This is a genomic window from Lactobacillus sp. MRS-253-APC-2B (genome assembly GCF_012843675.1).
Classification (GTDB): domain Bacteria; phylum Bacillota; class Bacilli; order Lactobacillales; family Lactobacillaceae; genus Limosilactobacillus; species Limosilactobacillus pulli.
In genome coordinates this window covers 123,636-144,793 of sequence record NZ_JABAFO010000001.1, presented here as the reverse complement: position 1 = coordinate 144,793, position 21,158 = coordinate 123,636, and the positions used below count along the sequence as shown (strand labels likewise).

Below are 21,158 nucleotides of genomic sequence, written 5' to 3'. Positions count from 1 at the left end.
TAAAATTACGGGGTGAAAATAATGAAGATTCTAATGGTGGAGGACAACCAGACCTTATGTGAAATGATGGCAATGTTCTTCAAAAAAGAAAAATGGGAGGCTGGCTACGCGCAAGATGGCGTTAAAGCCGTTGAAATGTTTAAAAAGGATCCAACGGGCTGGGACATTGTCTTGCTGGATCTTAATCTGCCCAAGATGGACGGCATGCAGGTAGCGGCTGAAATGCGCAAAATTTCGCCAACCGTGCCAATCATCATGCTGACGGCACGTGATTCAGAAAGCGATCAGGTGCTGGGACTTGAAATGGGGGCTGATGAATATGTTACCAAGCCGTTCAGTACGATTGCTCTGATTGCACGGATCAAGGCGTTGTATCGGCGGACGCAGCTTAATCAGCTCAGTGCCAATACGCAGCAGATCGCCAGCGATTTTGATGTGCAGACACCGCACTTTAAATTAAATTCCAAGACGCGGGAAGCCTTTTTGGATGATCAACAGATCGAAAATCTGACGCCAAAAGAGTTTGACCTGCTCAAGACGCTGGCTTCCAAGCCTAAGCAGGTCTTTACTCGGGAACAATTGCTACAGCTGGTCTGGAACTATGAATACTATGGCGATGAGCGAACGGTCGATGCCCACATCAAAAAGCTGCGGCAAAAGATTGAAAAAGCTGGTCCACAGGTTATTCAAACGGTCTGGGGCGTTGGCTATAAATTTGATGACAGCGAGGTTGAAGATCAATGAAGCTGCTCTATCGGCAGATGCTGAGCTTTTTTGCCGTTATCTGTACGCTGCTGATTATTGTTACCATCTCGTTTGTCAACGTCACCAATCGGACTCTTTATACCAATACTTGGCGTGAGCTGCAGCAGGATGCCGACAGCTTGATTCAAGATTCCATCAAATATGACCAGACAACCCATCAGTTTAAAGGGCTAAAAACGGCATCCTTAAAAAGCAATGCCAGTCTGTTGGCGCGGCAAAACGTCCACTTCGCCATCTATAGTGCCGATCATAAGAAAATGTTTGCCAGCAACGGCTATACAGCCAAACTGACTAAAAAAGAATGGCAAGCCCTAAAGGAAGGCAAGACGATTCAAAAAAAGATGGATCGTCCACGGCTGAACATTTCTGATAAAAACAAACAAAAAAAATCAGGCCCTGGACCCCATCCTAAAATGACGGATATCTTGCGACCATACTTTTATCAAGGCAAGCTGGTAGCCGTAGTTTCAATTGGAACGTTTGTGTCAACGGTTGAACAGAGTCGTCATCAGATCATCAGCAACCTGTTGGCGACGTTTGTAATTGCCATGCTGGTGGCACTGGTGGTCAGCTATTTATTGGCGCGCTCATCTACGCAGCGAATCAGCAAGATGCGGCGGGCTACGCACCAGATTGCACGCGGCAACTATAAGGTACATATCGATACGCCAGGTAAAGATGAACTGGACGATCTGGGGCGCGACTTTAATCAAATGGCTGATGCATTGCAGGCATCACAAGAAGAGATTCGTCAGCAAGAAGAACGCCGGCGCCGCTTTATGGCCGATGCTGCTCATGAAATGCGGACGCCTTTGACGACGATCAATGGCCTTTTGGAGGGGCTGGCCTATGATGCCATTCCAGAAGAAGATAAAAAGCACAGTATTCAATTGATGCAAAATGACACGCGCCGTCTGATTCGTCTGGTCAATGACACGCTGGACTACGAAAAGATCCGGACCAATCAGATTTCAATGGATCGTAAAGTCTTTGATGCCACGGCGGTGATCGATAATTTGCGGGCACAGCTGAATAAAAAAGCCGCCTTGCAAAATGATGAGCTGGTTGTTGACATGCCTAAAGTGCTACGTGTTTATGCTGACTATGACCGATTTGTGCAGATTATGTTCAATATTATCCAAAATGCCATTCAATTTACCAAAAATGACAAGATCGAAATTGCTGGTCGGCGATTGCCAAAAGGGGCCGAGTTTGCAGTTAAGGATAATGGGATTGGAATGACCAAGGAGCAGACCGAAAAAATCTGGGAACGCTTCTATAAGGCTGATCGTTCCCGGATGAATACACAGTATGGCGAATCGGGACTGGGGCTGGCAATCGTGCATCATCTAGTTGATCTGCATGGCGGTACGATCAAGGTTCAAAGTAAATTGGGCAAAGGGACGACCTTTACGCTGTTCTTTCCTGATCGTGAATATGCTCCTCACACGATCACACCGCAGACTACAGACGAGCAGCAAACGGCTGGTCAAGTTGAAAAGTAGTTTTTAAAATAAAATCTGCAAACCTTTCCAATTTTAGACCAACTTTTTAGGCAACCGTTTGCAATATCAATCTTAACCACTTTTAGAATATCGATACCACTAATGGTTTTACTAACTTTTTGAATGTAAATACTTGTGAAAACGATTGCACTAAGGTATAGTTATTTCTCGTAAAGTTTTAAATATTTTTATCGAAATTTTTATTAAGAGAGAGAGATTTTGATTATGGCTTATCTTATTGCATTAATTCCAGCGTTGGGCTGGGGCTTTATGCCGCTGATTACCGGTAAGGTTGGTGGATCAGAAGCCAACCAGATCTTTGGGATTGGCGCTGGGGCCTCATTAGTCGGTCTGATTGCCTTTTTGATTATTCATCCGCAGGTTAGCATGAAAGCATTTTTGTTCTCACTGCTTTGTGGAGCTTTATGGTCAACGGCTCAGGTTGGTCAGTTCGTTTCATTCAAACGAATTGGGGTTTCCAATACGGTACCGCTGTCAACGGTTTTCCAACTGGTCGGTAATTCGATCATTGGGGTGGTAATTTTTGGTGAATGGCATTCAGCACGGGCTTTGACGATTGGTTTCATCGCCTTGGCCATTGTTATCATCGGGGCTATGATGACGTCGTTTACCGATCGTTCAGGTGGTCAAAACGTTACCAGTAAAGATGTTTTGTTCCTGTTGGTAACGACGATTGGTTACTGGATCTACTCGTCATTTCCAAAGATGCCCATTTTGGCGCATGAGGATTCAGTTGGGATCTTCTTGCCAGAGGTGCTGGGGATCTTACTGGGGGCCATCATCTATGATCTGGCTTCTGGCAATGCTAAGGCCTTTACGCAAAAAGAACAATACACCAACATCCTGGCTGGTATTTCATGGGGGATTGCGGCATTTGCCTACATCTTCGCAGCGCGGATGATTGGGGTTACGGTGGCCTTTGTCTTCACGCAATTGAACGTTATTATCGCAACGTTTGGTGGGATTTTGGTTCTACATGAACACAAGAGTCCTCGTGAATCGAAGTTTACCTTCTGGGGTATCGTGCTGATCGTGATCGGCAGTATCGCAACGGCATTTGCCTAAAGAATTTGAGATTAATTAAGGAGAAGAGCTGAATGGCTTTTCTCTTTTTTTATTTGACGAATGGTTTATAATTTGGCTTAAAACGGTTAAACTAAAGATAGTTTAAAATCTATACTAACTAAAAGAGGTGGCCACATGAAAAATGACAGTCGTAGTCTGGTGCGGGTGACTAATCGGCAACTGGTTTTACAGCAGCTGTTTAATCATCCTACGACGACACGAGTTGATATTTCTCGTGAGCTGGATATTAACAAATCAACCGTATCAGCAATCTATAACGAATTAAATGATGAAGGCTTTATTGAAGAACTGGGGCAGGGGGAATCGACCAATCGTGGGGGCCGCAAGCCTAATCTGGTCTGCCTGGATAAACGATATGGCTTTGTGGCCAGCTTTGAAGTTGGAACCAATCATCTGCGGATCATGTTTAACTACATAAATGGCGAGGTAATCAGCTATGAAGCGGTAATACTCAACAATCGCGACATGCTGACCATCATGCAGCTGATGAAGGATCGACTGCAGAAAATGGAACAAAACAACGATACGCGTCATGGGTTATTGGCAATCGGCTTTTCAGTGCATGGGATCGTTGATGACAATCAAATCGTTGATGCACCGTTTATGAATACGAACGGGATTGATCTGGCAGCCTATTTTGAAAATGAGTTCAATGTCCCCACGATCTTGGAAAATGAAGCCAACCTGGCGGCGATTTTTGAGCGCGATTTTGGCGATCGAGAAAACTATCGTGACTTGTTGACGATCAGTATTCATAAAGGGATTGGTGCCGGCATCATTGCCAACCATCAACTGTATCGAGGGTTTCATGGTCGGGCTGGTGAAATCGGTCGGAGCCTGGTGGTGGGCCAAAATGGTGAGCTGGTCAAGGTTGAGGATCTTTGTTCGGAAGAGGCCATCTTAAACCGCATTGCCAAAGAAAAGGGGCTGGCGGAACTGACGCCAATGCAGCTGTATGAACTGTATCGGCAGCATGACGAGGCGACCGAAAAAGTTGTTGCTCAGGCCATGCAGCAGCTGCAAAAGACTGCCCATAATGCAGTCGTTGGCTATGGCCCTCAGGCAGTATACTTTGATTCGCCATTGTTTGACGAGATTCCAGAACTGTATCAACAGCTTCGCGACTGGCTGCAGGTACATCATGTTGATATTCCGATTCGGATGATCAAGGGGTCTGAAATGGCCTCGCTTTTGGGTGCCAGCTCGATTGCCATTCATCGTTTCTTGAAGATGGATCAATATTCGCTGACGTTAAAGTGGCCTAAGTCAGTTTCAAATATCAAATAAGTAAGGCCCATCTAATGGGACGGGCTTTTTAGATAAGAAATGCAGCGCACAAAAAATCGCCAACTCCTAAAATGGGAGCTGACGATTTTTATGTTAGCTAGGCAGCTGTAGGGTTGCGGCAATCTGGTTGGTGGGAACCTTTAAGATGGCGGGGACGCCAATTTCTTTAACATAAACCAGATTCAAATAGCCGTTGTGGTTTTTCTTATCGTGTTTGATCAGTTCTAAAACCCGATTAGAAGCAAGCCATGGTGACGTAATTGGCAAACCGACCGCTGTCAGTCTGGCTGTGATTTTTTGTGTAGTACCGGGTGCGGTTTTACCAGCCGCTTCAAAAGCACGACAGATGGCAACCGTACCAATGCTGATCGCTTCACCATGGCGCAATTCACCGGCAGATAGGGCCTCAATAGCATGGCCAATGGTATGACCAAAATTAAGCAGCTGGCGTTGGCCGCTTTCTTTTTCATCTGCCATGACAATGTCGGCTTTAAACTGAATGGAGAATTCACTCAGTTTCAAAGCATGTTTCAAGATAGCGGCAGGCGAATCGATCTGCTCAATTAGACGCCAAAAACCGTTGCCAACCATTGCCGCGGCTTTGACGATTTCACCATATCCTTCTACCAGATCACGGGTAGGCAAGGTTGTTAAGGTTTGCGGATCAATCAATACCAGATCAGGTTCATAAAAGGCACCGATAATATTTTTGGTTGTTCCTAGATCAACAGCAGTTTTACCACCAACCGAACTGTCAACTTGAGCCAGTAACGATGTCGGAATTTGAATCAATGAGATTCCGCGCATGTAGGTAGCCGCCAAAAAACCAACCAGATCGCCCGTGACGCCGCCGCCAAGAGCAATGACCGCATCATCGCGATTGAAATTGGCTTTTGCCAGTTTTTCGCTGAGTCGCTGGAGCTGGGCTAATGATTTCGAGGCTTCACCAGCCGGGAAGTCATAACAATGGACTTCAAAGCCTTGATTAGTCAGCTGGGCAGCCAAATCTTTTTGATAAAGCGGAGCCACGTTGTCATCACTGATCAAGGCAATCTTACGCGGTGACCAGATTTGAGCAATCCGTTCACCAGTTGTTTTCAACAAGCCAGGTTCAATTAAAACGTCATATTGATGACTGGCCAGCGCGACTGAAATTTTTTCCATTGGGATTCCCTTCTTTTACTTGGTTGACTGTAAAGCTTGATGTACCGTATTAGCCTTGGTTACCATTTCGTTAAATTCATCAGGACGCAATGCCTGAGCACCGTCGGAAAAGGCATGGGCCGGATCGTCATGAATCTCAACGATCAAGCCATCTGCACCGGCTGCTACCCCGGCCAAAGCCAATGGCGTTACAAACTCGGTATGACCAGCGGCATGGCTTGGATCGGCAATGACTGGGTAGTGAGTCAGTTTGTGCAAGACCGGAATGGCGCCAACATCAAAGGTATTGCGCGTGTATTTATTATCAAACGTTCGAATCCCACGCTCAACGATCATAATTTGATGGTTGCCACCAGCGGCAATGTATTCCGTAGCGTTCAAAACGTCATCAACCGTTGCTGACATGCCGCGTTTTAGCATTACTGGTTTGCGGGTTTTTCCAACTGCTTTTAACAGCGAGAAGTTCTGCATGTTGCGCGCCCCGATCTGAAAAATATCGGTGTATTTTTCGACCAATGGTACCTGTTCAACATCCATAACCTCGGTTACGACATCTAATGCCAGCTGATCAGCGGCTTTTCTTAAGGCGATCAGTCCTGCTTTGCCTAATCCCTGGAATGAGTATGGTGAGGTGCGAGGTTTGAAGGCACCACCACGCAGAACGGTTGCGCCAGCGTTTTTAGTGACTTTTGCCATTTTTAAGACATGTTCGGCTGATTCAACTGAGCAGGGACCGGCCATCAAGGTAAAATTATCGCCGCCAATCGTTGAATGAGGCGTTTTAATGATCGTATCTTCGGGATGAAACAAGCGGGATGCTTGAACGGCTGCTGGAACCTTGGTAATGATTTTTTCAGCTGCGGCTTGTTCAGTGGGAGTCAGGTCGTCTGGTGTAATATTTTGAATGGCAATTCGATTATTATGAACGAAGATATCATGATCACTGCCAAAATGCTGCTTTAATGCTTCAATTGTTGGGGCTGCTTGTTCAGCTTTTAATACGATAATCATAAAAAACACTCCTTATCCGTCAATACAAAAACCCTCACGATGTTAAACCACCGTGAGGGTTCGTGATCAGCAGCGATGCTGGTTGGAGCACGACCGACTACACAGTGCCTTAACAAAAGATCTGCCATGCAATCGGTAATTACAAACTATTATCAATCGCATAGACCGTTAGCCCAGCGCCAACCGTCTATGCGTGCCAGCGCTAGCGTGATTGATAATAATAGCTAAATCGTACGTTTGTAATTTTCATAATGCTGCTCCTTTAGTGCTTTTAATTTCAAAAGGTTGGATTGAGTATACATTATGAGGAGTTCTAAGTCAACTCTAATTTTAGTTTAATTTATGATTAATAAAAAAGCCTGGCAGCGAGGACTGTCAGGCCATTTACTTACTATCGATATTGAGAGGGTTAGGATTCAGCAAGTAAGATCGGATTTAAATTTAAGATTTGAGTGGGATTTTGAATAATGACTGGATTAGTTCTTGGAACCAGCGTGGTCACGCAACGTCTGTTCGATGTCTTCCAGTGACTTACCGCGTGTTTCGAAGACCTTGGCATGAACGAACCAGATACCAAAGAAGCAGAGGACGCCATAGCCGATAAACAGACTACCCGTACCAAAGAAGTCCAGCAGGGTTGGGAACGTCAACGAAACGATCAGGTTGGCAGTCCAGTTGACCACGGAACCAAATGAGTTCCCAAGACCACGAATGTTAAGTGGGAACATTTCACCAAACATAACCCACATAACTGGACCCCAAGTACCTGAGAAGAAGGCAATGTAAATGGTCATGGCAAGAACACAGATAACCGCAGCTGCTTTTGAACCGCCGGAGAATTTCATCCCAGCACTCATGACAAACAGTGAGACACCCATGCCAAGACCACCATAGATCAGCATCTTTTTCCGGTCAACCTTATCCATGATTGAGAGGGCAAATGCCGTGACGATGACGTTAAAGGTACCAATCCCAATGTGAGCCAGCAGCGCAGCGTTAACACCGAAACCAACGTCAGTAAAGATGGTTGGGGCATAGTAAAGCACTGTGTTGCAGCCCATGACTTGCTGGAAGACAGCCAGACCGATTGCCGCAACTAAAGCTGGACGCACCATTGGGCCAAACAGTTCCTTTAAGCCACCATTCTTCATGTGAACTTGTTGTTCGATTTGAGACATGTCCTTATCAACGATGCCTTTATCATTGTGGTTCATGTTCATCAAAACGGTTCGTGCATCGTTTTCACGACCAATCTTAACCAGATAACGAGGGGATTCTGGCAGGTAAAGGGCACCGAAGAACATAATGGCAGCAGGAATAGCTGCAAAGCCAAGCATCCAACGCCAACCAGTGTACATGTTTTCAAATGACCAGTTTGTGATGTAGGCAACCAGAATACCAGTCATAACCATCAATTGGAACATACTGGAAACCATGCCCCGCTTGTCGGCTGGAGAAAGTTCGGCCAGGTAGGTTGGTACCATTGAAGATGAGGCACCAACGGCCAGCCCTAAGACAATCCGGAAGCAAAGCAATGACCAAAAGCCTTGTGAGAATCCGGAACCAAGCGCACCAACAAAGAAGATAATCGATGACAATAATAGCAATTTGCGACGACCATACTTGTCAGAAGATGGTCCGATAAACAATGAACCTAAGATGGCACCCAGCAGTACTGCGGAAACGATCCAGCCTTGTTCCCAAGTTCCCAGGTGCATCTGTTTTTGAATAAACAGAATAGCCCCAGAAATAACACCGGTATCGTAACCGAAGAGCAAACCGCCGAGGGCCCCGAAAAAGTAGATAAAGCCCGCAGATACTTTGCGCATGATTACTACAACTCCTTAACTATAAAAACACTCCTATTGCTTAGTTAGTTAAAGATTAAAACTAACTTACGAGATTAATATAACCGCTTTCAATTCAAAAATCAAGATGTTTAGTAAAAAATATCAAAAAAACCAATTAAGGTAAAATCTGCGGCCTGCTTAGTGCTATTTTCGATGAAACCTAGCTAAAAAGCGGTTGCGAGAGAGTATTTTTCTCTACTATATTTATAAGCGGAGAATCGAATTACGCACCAAATTGAAAATGCAAAAATTTCAATTTTTTTGCTAGAAAGGGTTTACAAAAATAGCTTGATGGTCTATATTAAAAACCGTAAGTTAGTTGTTTATTTAAACTAATAAATTTCAGGAGGCCCATATTATGAGTGATTTATGGCAAGGTATTGACAAAGTTAAGTATGAAGGTCCACACAAAGGCTTGAACTCACGCCTGGCATTCCAATACTACAACCCAGAAGAAGTTATCCTGGGCAAGAAGATGAAGGATTGGCTGCGGTTCTCAGTTGCTTACTGGCACACGTTTGACCAACGCCTGGTTGACCCATTTGGTGATGGTACGGCCGTTCGTCCATACGACAAGTACACTGACCCAATGGACAACGCTTTGGCAAAGGTTGACTACGCCTTTGAATTCTACAACAAGCTGGGCGTTGACTACTTCTGCTTCCACGACCGCGACTTGGCTCCAGAAGGCGACACCCTGCGTGAAACCAACAAGAACCTGGACAAGATCGTTGACAAGATCGTTGAGTACCAAAAGACGACTGGCATGAAGGTTCTGTGGAACACGTCCAACCTGTTCACGAACCCTCGTTTCTTGGCTGGTGCCGGTACTGCTCCATCTGCTAAGATCTACGCTTATGCTTGTGCTCAACTGAAGCACAGTCTGGAAGTTGGTAAGCGGGTTGGCGCTGAGAACTACGTCTTCTGGGGTGGCCGTGAAGGTTACGAATCACTCTGGAACACTGAAATGAAGCGTGAACAATCGCACATTGCCAAGTTCTTCCACATGGCTAAGGACTACGCAAACGAAATCGGCTTTGATGCTCAAATGCTGCTGGAACCTAAGCCAAAGGAACCAACTACGCACCAATACGACTTCGACGCTGCTACGACGCTGAACTTTATGAAGGAATACGGCCTGGACAAGGACTTCAAGCTGAACCTGGAAGGCAACCACGCTAACCTGGCTGGTCACACTTACCAACACGAAATTCGCGTTGCACGTGAAGCCGGCATGCTGGGTTCACTGGACGCCAACCAAGGTGACAAGCTGATCGGTTGGGACATCGACGAATTCCCATCCAATCTGTACGAAGCAACGGCTGCAATGTACGAAGTCGTTGAAGAAGGTCAAATTGGCCCTCACGGTGGTCTGAACTTCGACTCCAAGCCACGTCGTACTTCTTGGAAGCCAGAAGATCTGTTCTACAGCCACATTGTTGGTATGGACACGTTTGCTGCCGGCCTGCGCGTTGCCGCTGCTCTAAAGGAAGACGGCTACCTGGACAAGGTACTCAAGGATCGTTACGCATCATGGGACGAAGGTCTGGGCAAGTCCATCGAAGAAGGCAAGGAAGACTTCAAGTCTATCGAACCAACCGTTCTGGACACGCCACAAAGCGAACTGCGTGCAGCTACGCAATCTGACCACCTTGAACAGGTTAAGGACACGATCAACCACTTCATGATCGAAACGCTGGCTAAATAATCACTTGAAACTCTAACAATATAATAGAAAGGATTCGCATCGCCGCAGATGGCTGCGGATCCTTTTTTCTTGGAGGAAAGACTATGAATGAATACGTAATTGGGGTCGACTTGGGGACCAGTGCCGTTAAGGTTTCGGCAATGGATCGCTCAGGCAAGATCGCCGCTCAGCAAAGCTACGACTATCCACTGAGTCAGCCTAAGCCAGGCTACAGTGAGCAGAACCCACAAGACTGGCTGTATGGTACGACGATTGGCATTGACCGGATGATCTTAAAAGATGGTCTTAAAAAAGAAGAGATCAAAGGGATTTCCTTCTCTGGTCAGATGCATGGCCTGGTGCTGCTTGATGAAAATAATCAGGTGCTGCGGCCAGCTATTTTATGGAACGACACGCGCACGACCAAGCAGTGTCAAGAAATCATGGATAAGATGGGCGATCGCTTCATCGATATTACTGGCAACAAGCCACTGGAAGGTTTCACGCTGCCTAAGCTGCTTTGGGTCAAGGAGAATGAACCGGAGATCTGGGCTAAGGCCAAAACGTTCCTGTTGCCAAAAGACTATGTTCGCTTCTGCATGACGGGTAACCTGGGGATGGATTATTCGGATGCCACGGGGACGGTGCTGTTAGACATCAAGGAAGGTCAATGGAGCCAGGAAATCTGTGATGCCTTTGATATTCCGATGAGCATGTGTCCACCTTTGATGAAGTCGGTTGACTATGCGGGCAACGTTTCGGCTAGCTATGCCATGTTCTCAGGCCTTTCAACGGACACCAAAATCTATGGTGGTGGCGGTGACAATGCCTGTGGTGCGGTTGGTGCCGGCATCCTGCATCCAAACATGGTTATGTCCTCAATTGGGACTTCGGGCGTTGTGCTTAAATATGAAGAAAATGCCAACGTTAATTACCATGGCCAGATTCAATACGAATGTCACGCAATCCCAGACACCTACTACTCAATGGGTGTTACGCTGGCAGCCGGTCACTCGCTAAACTGGTTTAAGCATAAGTTTGATCCAGACGAGGACTTCTCGACGATGGTTGAAAAAGCCTCCAAGCGGCCACTGGGTGCCAATGGTCTGATCTTTACGCCTTACGTAGTTGGTGAGCGGACGCCATATGCTGATGCTGATATTCGAGGTAGCTTTATTGGTGTTGACAGTATGCAGGATCGCTATGACTTCTGTCGGGCCGTGATGGAAGGGATCACCTTCAGTTTCCGTGATATTTTAAATATCTATGATCAAAACGGTCAGGAATTCGATACGGTGGTAGCCATTGGTGGTGGGGCCAAGAGCGACTTTTGGCTTCAGATGCAGGCCGACATCTTTAACAAGAAGGTTGTTGCCTTGACCAATGAACAAGGACCTGGTTTGGGAGCTGCTATGATCGCGGCAGTTGGTCTGGGTTGGTTTGATTCGCTGCAGGACTGTGCTAAAGAATTCGTTCACTTTGGTAAGGAATATCTGCCAAAGCCCGCCAATGTTGCCAAGTATGATGAATTGTACGCAATCTATCATCAAGTTTATGGTCAGACTAAAGACTTGTGCCACTCTCTATTGAGCTTCCGTCGTGAAGAATAGTTGGGCAGTTTAATTTCTGATTATTTTATCAATTAACAGCTTAAAAACTCATTTGCATCATTAAAAAGCGTCATGCAAACTGCCACTAAGGCATTTCTGCATGACGCTTTTATATATTTGAAATTTTTTCTTCTATTATATATAAGAAAAAAACAGACAAACAGCGACCAGATGATTAGGCCGTTTGTCTTTATAAGATGATCATAACTAAAACGAATTCGCAGACAGGTTAACGGACTTGTCCAAACCGAGTTGACAGTAAGATTTGAGAAATGTTTTGCCCACGGCTTAAAAAGCAGTCGGCAAAACAATAATAATCAGCATTTTTACCAATGAGCGTGAGTAGGGAAAATGGAATTGGAGTGTTTTATAGTTAATGCTGATTTTAAAAAGAGCTAAGGAATTGACCAATCTAAAAAATCAGACTGACCAAGATCTTAAAATCAGCAGCAATATATTAATTTTCCCTAGCTCATGATATATTTTATGTAATCGCTAACACGCTTGCTTGAATATTAGAACTATTTTTTGAACAAAGGACGGAATAAAATGGAAATCGTAACTGCGTATCTGGAATCATTGGGAGTTCCAGCCACAATTTGGGAGTATGACAACGGTCAGTATAGTTTACAGTTTCGTCAAGGCAAGTTATTGCTGGTGAACTATCTAAAAATTTTGCGTCGCTGTCCACATAAGTCGCTGCAATTTTTGCGGCATAGTCAAAATCTATACAGTTGCTTAATATGGTGCGACCAGATAGTCATCTATGTAGGACCAGTGATCGTTAACATTAGTCAGCGTTATCAAAACAGTGAGATGCCGGGCAGTCATGCCGTCATGTATATGCCAAAGCTGCTGAAGACGGTTTATCTGGAAGAAAAACAGTTTTTGCAGCAGATTTTGGTGTTGGTACGGTTATTAGAACTGCCGATCGATTTTGAAACCATCAGTGACGAGTTTCACCAAGCACGCCTTTCGAGAGACTTTGATGCCCAATTACTGAAGCTGCGGATGAGCAGTGAGGGTGGCCATGTTAGTTATCTTTATGAACGCGAAGTCAAAAAAGCAATCGCACAGGGAAATTTGGCTGCTTTACCAATTATTTTCTCTAAAAACATCAACTCAGGTCGGATCGGTATTTTAGCAGATAATCAAGATGCGCTGCGCAACGTTAAGAACTGGGGCATTATCTCGGTTTCCGTAAATCTGCGTGCTCTGTTTCAAGTCGGGTTGGATTACGAAATGGTGTATTCACTGAATGATCAATACGTACGTCATATTGAGTCATTGACGTCCTACAATGAAGTACTGGCAGCAATTGAGGCAGCTGATGTGGATATGGCTATGCGCTGCCGTGAGATGGTTGATGCCAAGATGACGGCACCGGTCAGCAAGGTTTTTTGGCAGTTAATGAGTAATCCGACTATGGACCAAAGCGTTGATGATCTGGCAATGACGGTAGGGTTATCCAGTCGCTATCTTGGCAGCCAGTTTAAAAAACAGGTTGGAGTCAGTATCAGTCACTTCAAGCGCTTGGTTCAGATTAATCATGCGATTGAAGATCTGATTGGCACCAATCTTTCAATGGCAGAACTTGCCGAGCGTTATGGATTTGCTGACCAGGCGCATTTTTCACGAGTCTTCCATGCCCTAACTGGGATAACGCCTAAAGAAGCACGTGCTGATGCTACCCAAATTGCTGATTGGAATCTTTACGATTATCTTTTCAAAAATAACATGAAAGATTAATCATATGTGATTTAATTTTTTTGTTGAATGATCGCGTTTTATTCAGCGATCATTTTTATTTTGCATTATATGAAGAAAACGGCTTCATAATTTTTAAGAAACTAAAGACTTTAGCTCGTAAATGACGAAAAATAGATTTTTAGGGTAGCGTTTTCAAAAAAACCGTGTTAGATTTTGGTCGTTGGTTGAAAACACAAACTAACGTGCAGCGCTGCACCGGTTTGAATCAAATTTACAAGAGGTGTAAAAACTATGGACAAGCCAAAAAATAAGCAAGTCGATGAGTTCGCCAAACTGTCTTGGGGTGAGCGAATCGCTTATGGTGCCGGTGACTTGGCACAAAATCTGATTTTTGGAACGATTGGCTCAATGCTGCTGTTTTATCTGACAACGGTTTTTGGAATCTCGGCAGCCGTTGGGGCCACGATTTTTCTGATCGTTCGCTGGGTTAACGTTTTTTGGGATCCCTGGGTCGGAACGGTTGTCGATAAGAGCCACTTTAAGCACGGCGGCAAATACAAGCCATTTTTAATTTATTTCGGAATTCCGCTCACGATCTGCTGTGCCATGCTGTTCTTGCCAATTCCAGCCGTTCGTGGCAATGTTGCCTATGCATTCTTGATGTATCTGGCAACGGCCTTGATCTATTCATTCGTTAACATTCCTTATGGCTCGCTGAATGCCTCGCTGACGCGGGATAATGATGAGATTTCCACGTTAACGACGGTCCGGATGACGGAAGCCAATATCGGTAATCTTTTGGTCTACACGTTCCTGCCATTGTTCGTTCAAATGGCATCCCCTGACAAGCATTTAAAAGCCATCGGGATGTTTGGCATCAAGCTTAATTTAGGTAACTATGCCTCGCCACACGCTGCTGGTGCCTACTTCCACGTTATGTCAATCTATATGCTGATTGGTTTTATTCTGTTGCTTTGCACTTACTTTGGTGTTCATGAACGGGTGCTGCCAACGGAAGAAGAAACGAATTCCGTTAAGTTTTCTGATCTTTGGAATGAGCTGCGTCGTAACAAACCACTACGGGTACTAGGCTGCTTTTTCCTGGTTGGCTTTACCTTCATGTTCTTTGGCAATACGGTTTGGCCATTCTTTGTTCAGTACAACATTGGTCACTCAGAATGGATGGCTTCAATCAATCTGATTGGTTCGATTCCAGGGATCTTCTTGGTTTTCTTATGGCCAATTATTCGGCGCAAGATCGGCAAAAAGGGATTCTTCCAACTGTTCTTGGGAATGTTTATCGTTGGGACGCTGCTTCTTTGGGTATGGTCATGGCCACAGTTTAAGAACAGCATTGCCCTGGGCTACATTGGTCGCTTTATCATGCAGTGGGGAATTACGGCCGCTACTGGCTACATGTGGTCACTGGTTCCGGAAGTCGTTTCCTATGGTGAATGGAACTCAAAGAAGCGGGTTGCTGGGATCATCAACGCCTTGATGGGACTGTTCTTCAAGATTGGGCTGGCACTTGGCGGGATCATTCCAGGCTACATCAATGCCGCTTGCCACTTTGACGGTACTAAGGCTACGCAATCAGCAACGGCCTTGAATGGGATTACGATTTCAATGATCTGGCTGCCAATTGTTTTGGCAATTGTTGGCATGTGGGTGATCAGTAAGTACCCATTGTCTGATGCAGAAGTTGACAAAATCAATCACGAAATTGAAGATCGCCGCCAAGCTGAAGAAAAGTAGCTGTCTTAATGCAGAAATAACGGAAAGGATGAAAGTTCATGAAAATCTATGTTGATGCGCAGGCACCATTTGATGGCGATGGAAGCAAGCATCGTCCATTTAAAACGATTCAAGCAGCCGCAGATATCGCAATGCCAGGCGATAAGGTGTGCGTTTTTCCAGGCATTTATCGTGAAAACGTTAATCCTAAGCATGCGGGCACGGCAGATCAGCGCATCGTCTATGAGTCGGTTGAGCCGTTAAAGGCCATTATTACTGGGGCGGAAGTCGTTAAAGGCTGGGAAAAAACTGCAGATGGCATTTGGCAGGTAAAAATTCCCAACAGTATGTTTAGTGAGCGCAATCCATACACGACCAAGATTTTTGGTGACTGGTTCGATGCACGAATCCTGGCTCATACCGGTGAGGTCTATTTAAACGACAAGGCCTTGTATGAGGTCAACACGCTGGCTGAGGTAAAACAGCCCGTTCGCAATGAAAAATCATGGGACCCAGATTTTACGATCTATACCTGGTATACGGAACAAGATGCTGATACGGATGAAACGATTATCTATGCCAACTTCCATGATTTCGATCCCAACCAGGAAAACGTGGAGATCAACGTGCGTCAAAGCTGTTTTTACCCACAGGCTGAAGGAATCGGCTACATTACCTTAAAAGGATTTGGCGTTACCAAAGCGGCGACGCAATGGGCGCCACCAACGGCTTACCAAGAAGGGATGGTTGGTCCACACTGGTCAAAAGGATGGATCATTGAAGAATGTGAGATTTCGCATTCTAAATGTTCTGGTATCTCGCTTGGCAAGTACCTGCAGCCAAACAATGACAATAAATGGTCTAAGTGGAAATACAAAGATGGTACTCAGACGGAGCGTGACGTAATCTGTCAAGCATCTTATGAAGGCTGGGATAAAGAACACGTCGGCTCGCATATCGTACGGCGCAATCGCATTCATGACTGTGGTCAAACCGGGATTGTTGGTCACTTGGGCGGTGTCTTCTCCTTGATTGAAGAAAACGACATCTACAATATCAACATTCGTCAAAATCTGGTGGGAGCCGAAATTGGCGGCATTAAGATGCATGCTGCCATTGATGTGATCTACCGTCATAATCATATTCACCACTGTACGCGTGGCTTATGGCTGGACTGGCAGGCACAAGGGACACGTGTAACTCAAAATGTTTTTGACCACAATTCGTTACCAGAGCATTTTGAAGTCAGCGAAGAGAACGTGGGCGACGTGCTGCAAGGGCTTGGTGAAGATATGTGGGTCGAGGTTTCGCATGGACCAACGCTGATTGACAACAACCTATTCCTTTCAGAACGCTCAATTCGGTTTGCTGCGCAGGGAATTGCCATGGTGCACAACCTGATTGCGGGCAGCTTTACTGCGGTTGGCGTTGGGACGGACAATAATTCCGTCAACTTGCCATCCAACCGCTTTACACCATATCATGAACATCACGGCACCAAGGTAATGGGCTTTATGACGTTCCAACATGGCGACAATCGTTTTTACAATAATGTCTTCGTTCAACAAAAGCTGCGGCCGGAAATGCAAAAGCTGGCTGAACTGATGCATGACAAGCCGGATGCATGGGATACTTACAACTTTAAGGTCGGTACCCAGCCATTTGAAGAATATCCAACGTTTGCAGAATGGGATCAGCAGTTTGATGGCTATTGCGGAATCTATGCGCCAAACAGCGATCACTATTACAACCACCTGCCAGTATGGAACGCGGGCAACGCTTACTTCAACGGTGCCCAGTCATGCAGCAAGGAGCAGAACCAATTCGTCGACGATAAGGATCAAGTCGTCCTAGAATTGGAGAAGCGAGCTGATGGTCTGTATCTTAAGACTAATTTGGCTGACTTCCTGCCGCAAGACAACGATGCCAAGATTACAACTGCTACGCTGGGGATGGCGTTTGAACCAGAAGAACGCTATGAAAATCCTGATGGCACGCCAATCGTCTTTGATGCTGACTTCTTTGGCAACCATCGTGACGGTGCCATGGTAACGGCTGGTCCTTTGGTTAAGTTCCAAGCCGAGCAGCGTGTGTTCTAAAAGCTTGATGCTGGATTAGCCATAATACTGAATCTGAATCAACTAAAAAGCGTTTCGTCATTTTGAAATGGCGAAGCGCTTTTATTGGTTGCTTGGTCGTTGATTTTAATGAATTTTAGCGATTTTACAATAGGAATTTTGTTTAAAAGAGTTGAGATGATAAACCAACGATCAAGTGTAAAAATTATTTCACAGAGCAAATCATCTGAATAAAGATGCAGGCCAAAACGATCGCCATCCTAGTCACCCAAAGAATGGCACAGATAAAGAAGCCGGGCGTAAAGCAGATACGCCCGTTTTTATCTAACTTGATTTCTTCTGTTTTTTTAGCAGTATCCATATTTGACCGTCAATTTATCACTGTCAGCTCTAAAAACACTACCCAAACCTGCCATGACTGCGGTTTTGTAATGGGGAGTACCGGGACCAAAAAGCTGACACTGGCAGATCGCGAATGGATATGTCCACAGTGCCATGTTCATCATATCCGTGATTACAATGCAGCACTGAATATTTTAGAAAAAGGACTCCAGAAACAACAAAAAGCCTAGTCAAGCGATTGGCGCAGTTCGTCATAGTAAGGCGCGGTCTGATCAATAATCTGGTTGGTAAAGTTTTTCACCAGCAGATATTTGATTGCTGGGCCGTCAAGATTGAAATGCATGGTAAAAAGGTCATTGATTCGTTGCCCCAGCAATAGTTAGTGTGTTTCATGCCAATGGGAATGACCATCATCTCACCAGCCTTAATGATTTTTTCGGCTAATTCGGTAACGGTTCTTTGCGCGCCATCCAAGATGTGCAGAATCTCAAAGGCTGGGTGGGCGCCAGCCGGGCTCAACGGTTTCAGCATGACCACCGAAAAAAGAAAACGTAGTGTTGATCGTTGGCAGATAGCCGTTTTCCAAAAACTACATGCCCACTCCTCCTGTTAATTATTGATAAAATTGTAGTCGCTTTCAAATGAAAATAAAAGTTGTTAAAATAGATGTGAAGATGTTTTGAGCTGCAAAAGAGTTGGCAGATTGGCATTTTTTAAGGTAAATCAAAAATATTAAAGCATTTACAAAATAAAAATGAATTTGATTTACATTGAGTGGTAAAAGTGTTAAATTATAGGTGTAGTTAATAATCATTCTAAACTAAAGGAGAGGATTATAATGAACTTTATCGGTCAAGAAATTGCGGACTTTAAGGTACGTGCCTATCAAGATGGCGAGACGATGGATGTAACCAAGCAGGACGTTCTTGGCAAGTGGAGCATTTTCTTCTTCTACCCAGCCGACTTTTCATTTGTCTGCCCAACCGAACTGGAGGCACTGCAAGATAATTATGAAGCCTTCAAGCAGGCCAATGCCGAGATCTACTCGGTTTCTGAAGATACAGAATTCGTTCACAAGGCCTGGGCGGAGGCATCTGAAAAAATCGGCAAGATCAAGTACCACATGCTGGCTGACCCGGCTGGCAAGTTGGCACGCATGTTTGATGTTTTAAACGAAGATGAAGGTCAAGCCTACCGGGGCGTCTTTATTGTTGACCCAGATGGCAAGATTCAATCATACACGATCAATAACATGGGCATTGGGCGCTCAGCTGAAGAGATTCTGCGGACGCTTCAGGCGGCTCAATTTGTTCGTGAACACGGCGATCAGGTCTGCCCAGCTAACTGGAAGCCAGGTCAAGATACCATTAAGCCAAGTCTGGATCTGGTCGGCAAACTTTAATGATTGCAGGTGATAAAAATGGCTGCAGAACATATTTATGACTTAATTATCGTTGGTGCCGGCCCAGCTGGCTTGACGGCTGGTATCTATGCTGGTCGTGCCACGCTGGATACCTTGATTTTGGAGGCAGATACGGTTGGCGGCCAGGTTACTACGACTTCGACGGTCTATAACTATCCTGGCAACGCGGCCATTGACGGTACCAAGTTGATGAATCAAATGCAGCAGCAGACCGCTGACTTCGGGGTATCGATTCAAAAAGACGATATCGTCAAGTTTGAGCTTAAAGGAGACGTCAAAAAGCTGACTGGCAAGAGTGGTACCGTCTATCAAACCCGCAGCATCATCTTGGCAATGGGTGCCAGTCCACGTAAGGTTGGCTTCCCTGGTGAAGCAGAGTTTCGTGGGCGAGGGATCGCCTATTGTTCAACCTGTGATGGTGAGTTGTTCAGTGGACTGCAGGTATTTGTCGTTGGTGGTGGCTATTCGGCCGCTGAAGAAGCTGACTACCTGACGCGATTTGCCAAGCACGTTACGGTTTTAGTCCGGGGTGATCATTTCAAATGTGCACCACTGACAGCTTCTCGGGCGCTAGACAATCCTAAGGTCAGCGTGATGTATCATACCGAAGTCAAGCGCGTTGATGGTGATCAATACCTGAACTCGCTGACGATGGTCAATAATCAAACCGGCGAGGAAACGGTCTACCATGTCGATGATGGCGACCAAACCTTTGGCGTCTTTATTTATGTTGGTACGCAGCCGGCTACTGAGCGGTTAAAGGGTATCGTTGATCTGGATGAACGCGGCTATATTCACGTTGATCAAAACGGGGCAACCGACCTGCCTGGTGTTTATGCGGCGGGCGACGTCATCGTCAAGCAGTTGCGTCAGATCATCACGGCCGCGGCTGATGGGGCGGTAGCAGCTACCAGCGCGGAAAAATACGTGACGGAACAAAAGCAGCGGTTGGGAATCCCGGTTCATGTCAAAAAAGAGGTTCCTAAAGCCGCTACGGTTGGTCAGACTTCACAGGTTGAAAGCAAACAGCCTGTAGCTCATCATACTGGTGACTGGTTTACGCCTGATTTGGTTGCTCAGATGCAGGGCGTCTTTAGCCGGCTGACCAAAGACGTCACGCTGCAGCTTTTGGAAGACGATACGGAACTGAGTCAAGAGATGGACAGCTTTATTGGTGAACTGGTAAAGCTCAATGATCACCTCAAGATTCAAAAAGCCACCGCACCCGATAGCCTGGTCTACACACCTCAGCTGCGTCTGGTCGTTGATGATATCGATACTGGGCTGCACTATGCCGGCGTGCCAACCGGTCATGAATTGACGTCATTGATTTTAGGCATCTACAACGTGGGCGGCCCAGGGCAAAGCGTTGAGCCAGCACTGGCTGAGCGAATCAAAAAGCTGCCATCGACTGATATTAAGATTGGGGTCTCTTTAACGTGTCACTTCTGTCCGGATGTCGTGGCTGCTTGTCAGCGGATGGCCTCGCTGAATCCGCGCATCACGGCTACGATGATTGATCTACAGCATTTCCCGGCTTTACGTACGGAACGCCAGATCATGAGCGTACCGGCTACGATTATCAATGATGGGCCGGTTATCTTTGGCAGCCAGTCGCTAGAAGAATTGGTAGCTGCTGCTGAAAAAGCAACTGAATAATGAAAAAATGTCTTGGACTTTTGTGGGCATTATAGCCTAGCCTGTTCCAAGGCATTTTCTTTTGGTTATTGCAGATGTAAAAAATTCAGCTGATGGGCTTGCTGATATTTTTGGGTGACGTACTGACAAATTTTTTAAAGCAGCGTGAGGCATAGTTGGGCGTAGCAAAACCAAGGCTGGCGGCAATCTCGGTAATGGGCTGAGCGGCTGCAGCAAGGTGAGATAA

General features: G+C 45.6%; 15 protein-coding genes and 1 pseudogene. 12 read left to right on the top strand and 4 right to left on the bottom strand.

Features of this window, described 5'->3' with window-relative positions:
* Positions 1–21: 21 nt before the first annotated feature.
* From HF864_RS00715 to HF864_RS00700, 4 genes are all read left to right on the top strand, one after another.
* Positions 22–744 carry a response regulator transcription factor gene (locus tag HF864_RS00715; RefSeq protein ID WP_169461223.1) on the top strand — a complete coding sequence of 241 codons (723 nt, stop codon included), beginning with the start codon at positions 22–24 and terminating at the stop codon, positions 742–744.
* Positions 741–2,270 (top strand): HAMP domain-containing sensor histidine kinase, encoded by a 1,530-nt coding sequence (locus HF864_RS00710; RefSeq protein WP_169461222.1) that lies wholly within the window; start codon positions 741–743, stop codon positions 2,268–2,270. The genes HF864_RS00715 and HF864_RS00710 overlap by 4 nt, the downstream gene beginning before the upstream one ends.
* 225 nt (positions 2,271–2,495) lie before the next feature.
* The gene (locus tag HF864_RS00705) at positions 2,496–3,356 is read left to right on the top strand and encodes a GRP family sugar transporter (protein WP_169461221.1); all 861 of its coding nucleotides are present in this window, start codon (positions 2,496–2,498) and stop codon (positions 3,354–3,356) included.
* A 135-nt stretch (positions 3,357–3,491) separates the two neighbouring features.
* Positions 3,492–4,664: an ROK family transcriptional regulator gene (locus HF864_RS00700; RefSeq protein ID WP_169461220.1), complete on the top strand. Its 1,173-nt coding sequence runs from the start codon at positions 3,492–3,494 to the stop codon at positions 4,662–4,664.
* Positions 4,665–4,757: 93 nt separating this feature from the next.
* On the opposite strand, the gene aroB is transcribed toward HF864_RS00700, so the two are convergent.
* The 3 genes from aroB to HF864_RS00685 form a co-directional block, all read right to left on the bottom strand.
* A complete protein-coding gene (gene aroB / locus HF864_RS00695; RefSeq protein WP_169461219.1) occupies positions 4,758–5,828 on the bottom strand; it encodes a 3-dehydroquinate synthase in 1,071 nt (356 codons plus the stop codon).
* Positions 5,829–5,843: 15 nt separating this feature from the next.
* Positions 5,844–6,839: a 3-deoxy-7-phosphoheptulonate synthase gene (gene aroF, locus HF864_RS00690; protein ID WP_169461218.1), complete on the bottom strand. Its 996-nt coding sequence runs from the start codon at positions 6,837–6,839 to the stop codon at positions 5,844–5,846.
* A 476-nt stretch (positions 6,840–7,315) separates the two neighbouring features.
* A complete protein-coding gene (locus tag HF864_RS00685) occupies positions 7,316–8,668 on the bottom strand; it encodes a sugar porter family MFS transporter (protein ID WP_169461217.1) in 1,353 nt (450 codons plus the stop codon).
* Positions 8,669–9,047: 379 nt separating this feature from the next.
* Here HF864_RS00685 and xylA point away from each other — a divergent pair, with 379 nt between their 5' ends.
* From xylA to HF864_RS00655, 6 genes and pseudogenes are all read left to right on the top strand, one after another.
* The gene (gene xylA / locus HF864_RS00680) at positions 9,048–10,397 is read left to right on the top strand and encodes a xylose isomerase (protein ID WP_074505119.1); all 1,350 of its coding nucleotides are present in this window, start codon (positions 9,048–9,050) and stop codon (positions 10,395–10,397) included.
* Between the two features lie 83 nt (positions 10,398–10,480).
* Positions 10,481–11,986 carry a xylulokinase gene (xylB, locus tag HF864_RS00675; protein ID WP_169461216.1) on the top strand — a complete coding sequence of 502 codons (1,506 nt, stop codon included), beginning with the start codon at positions 10,481–10,483 and terminating at the stop codon, positions 11,984–11,986.
* Positions 11,987–12,535: 549 nt separating this feature from the next.
* Positions 12,536–13,735 carry an AraC family transcriptional regulator gene (locus HF864_RS00670; RefSeq protein WP_169461215.1) on the top strand — a complete coding sequence of 400 codons (1,200 nt, stop codon included), beginning with the start codon at positions 12,536–12,538 and terminating at the stop codon, positions 13,733–13,735.
* A 252-nt stretch (positions 13,736–13,987) separates the two neighbouring features.
* Positions 13,988–15,451, top strand: a complete 1,464-nt coding sequence (locus tag HF864_RS00665) for an MFS transporter (RefSeq protein ID WP_169461214.1) — start codon at positions 13,988–13,990, stop codon at positions 15,449–15,451.
* Between the two features lie 38 nt (positions 15,452–15,489).
* On the top strand, positions 15,490–17,529 hold the full coding sequence (locus HF864_RS00660) for a right-handed parallel beta-helix repeat-containing protein (RefSeq protein WP_056967549.1): 2,040 nt from the start codon (positions 15,490–15,492) through the stop codon (positions 17,527–17,529).
* 338 nt (positions 17,530–17,867) lie between these two features.
* Positions 17,868–18,080: pseudogene (locus HF864_RS00655) on the top strand (zinc ribbon domain-containing protein); the annotation flags it as partial.
* Positions 18,081–18,147: 67 nt separating this feature from the next.
* Here HF864_RS00655 and HF864_RS00650 read toward each other — a convergent pair.
* On the bottom strand, positions 18,148–18,381 hold the full coding sequence (locus tag HF864_RS00650) for a hypothetical protein (RefSeq protein WP_169461213.1): 234 nt from the start codon (positions 18,379–18,381) through the stop codon (positions 18,148–18,150).
* 307 nt (positions 18,382–18,688) lie between these two features.
* On the opposite strand from HF864_RS00650, the gene ahpC reads away from it, so the two are divergent.
* Positions 18,689–19,252 carry an alkyl hydroperoxide reductase subunit C gene (gene ahpC, locus HF864_RS00645; protein ID WP_006500333.1) on the top strand — a complete coding sequence of 188 codons (564 nt, stop codon included), beginning with the start codon at positions 18,689–18,691 and terminating at the stop codon, positions 19,250–19,252.
* A gap of 18 nt (positions 19,253–19,270) precedes the next feature.
* Positions 19,271–20,932: an FAD-dependent oxidoreductase gene (locus HF864_RS00640; RefSeq protein ID WP_169461212.1), complete on the top strand. Its 1,662-nt coding sequence runs from the start codon at positions 19,271–19,273 to the stop codon at positions 20,930–20,932.
* The last annotated feature ends 226 nt before the right edge of the window (positions 20,933–21,158 follow it).

Excerpts from the sequence above, each read along its gene's own strand:
- HF864_RS00660 (WP_056967549.1), top strand. The coding sequence starts at position 15,490 with ATGAAAATCTATGTTGATGCGCAGGCACCATTTGATGGCGATGGAAGC.
- HF864_RS00685 (WP_169461217.1), bottom strand. The coding sequence starts at position 8,668 with ATGCGCAAAGTATCTGCGGGCTTTATCTACTTTTTCGGGGCCCTCGGC.
- ahpC (WP_006500333.1), top strand. The coding sequence starts at position 18,689 with ATGAACTTTATCGGTCAAGAAATTGCGGACTTTAAGGTACGTGCCTAT.
- HF864_RS00640 (WP_169461212.1), top strand. The coding sequence starts at position 19,271 with ATGGCTGCAGAACATATTTATGACTTAATTATCGTTGGTGCCGGCCCA.
- aroF (WP_169461218.1), bottom strand. The coding sequence starts at position 6,839 with ATGATTATCGTATTAAAAGCTGAACAAGCAGCCCCAACAATTGAAGCA.
- HF864_RS00700 (WP_169461220.1), top strand. The coding sequence starts at position 3,492 with ATGAAAAATGACAGTCGTAGTCTGGTGCGGGTGACTAATCGGCAACTG.
- HF864_RS00670 (WP_169461215.1), top strand. The coding sequence starts at position 12,536 with ATGGAAATCGTAACTGCGTATCTGGAATCATTGGGAGTTCCAGCCACA.
- HF864_RS00715 (WP_169461223.1), top strand. The coding sequence starts at position 22 with ATGAAGATTCTAATGGTGGAGGACAACCAGACCTTATGTGAAATGATG.
- xylA (WP_074505119.1), top strand. The coding sequence starts at position 9,048 with ATGAGTGATTTATGGCAAGGTATTGACAAAGTTAAGTATGAAGGTCCA.
- HF864_RS00705 (WP_169461221.1), top strand. The coding sequence starts at position 2,496 with ATGGCTTATCTTATTGCATTAATTCCAGCGTTGGGCTGGGGCTTTATG.
- HF864_RS00710 (WP_169461222.1), top strand. The coding sequence starts at position 741 with ATGAAGCTGCTCTATCGGCAGATGCTGAGCTTTTTTGCCGTTATCTGT.
- xylB (WP_169461216.1), top strand. The coding sequence starts at position 10,481 with ATGAATGAATACGTAATTGGGGTCGACTTGGGGACCAGTGCCGTTAAG.
- aroB (WP_169461219.1), bottom strand. The coding sequence starts at position 5,828 with ATGGAAAAAATTTCAGTCGCGCTGGCCAGTCATCAATATGACGTTTTA.
- HF864_RS00650 (WP_169461213.1), bottom strand. The coding sequence starts at position 18,381 with ATGCTGAAACCGTTGAGCCCGGCTGGCGCCCACCCAGCCTTTGAGATT.
- HF864_RS00665 (WP_169461214.1), top strand. The coding sequence starts at position 13,988 with ATGGACAAGCCAAAAAATAAGCAAGTCGATGAGTTCGCCAAACTGTCT.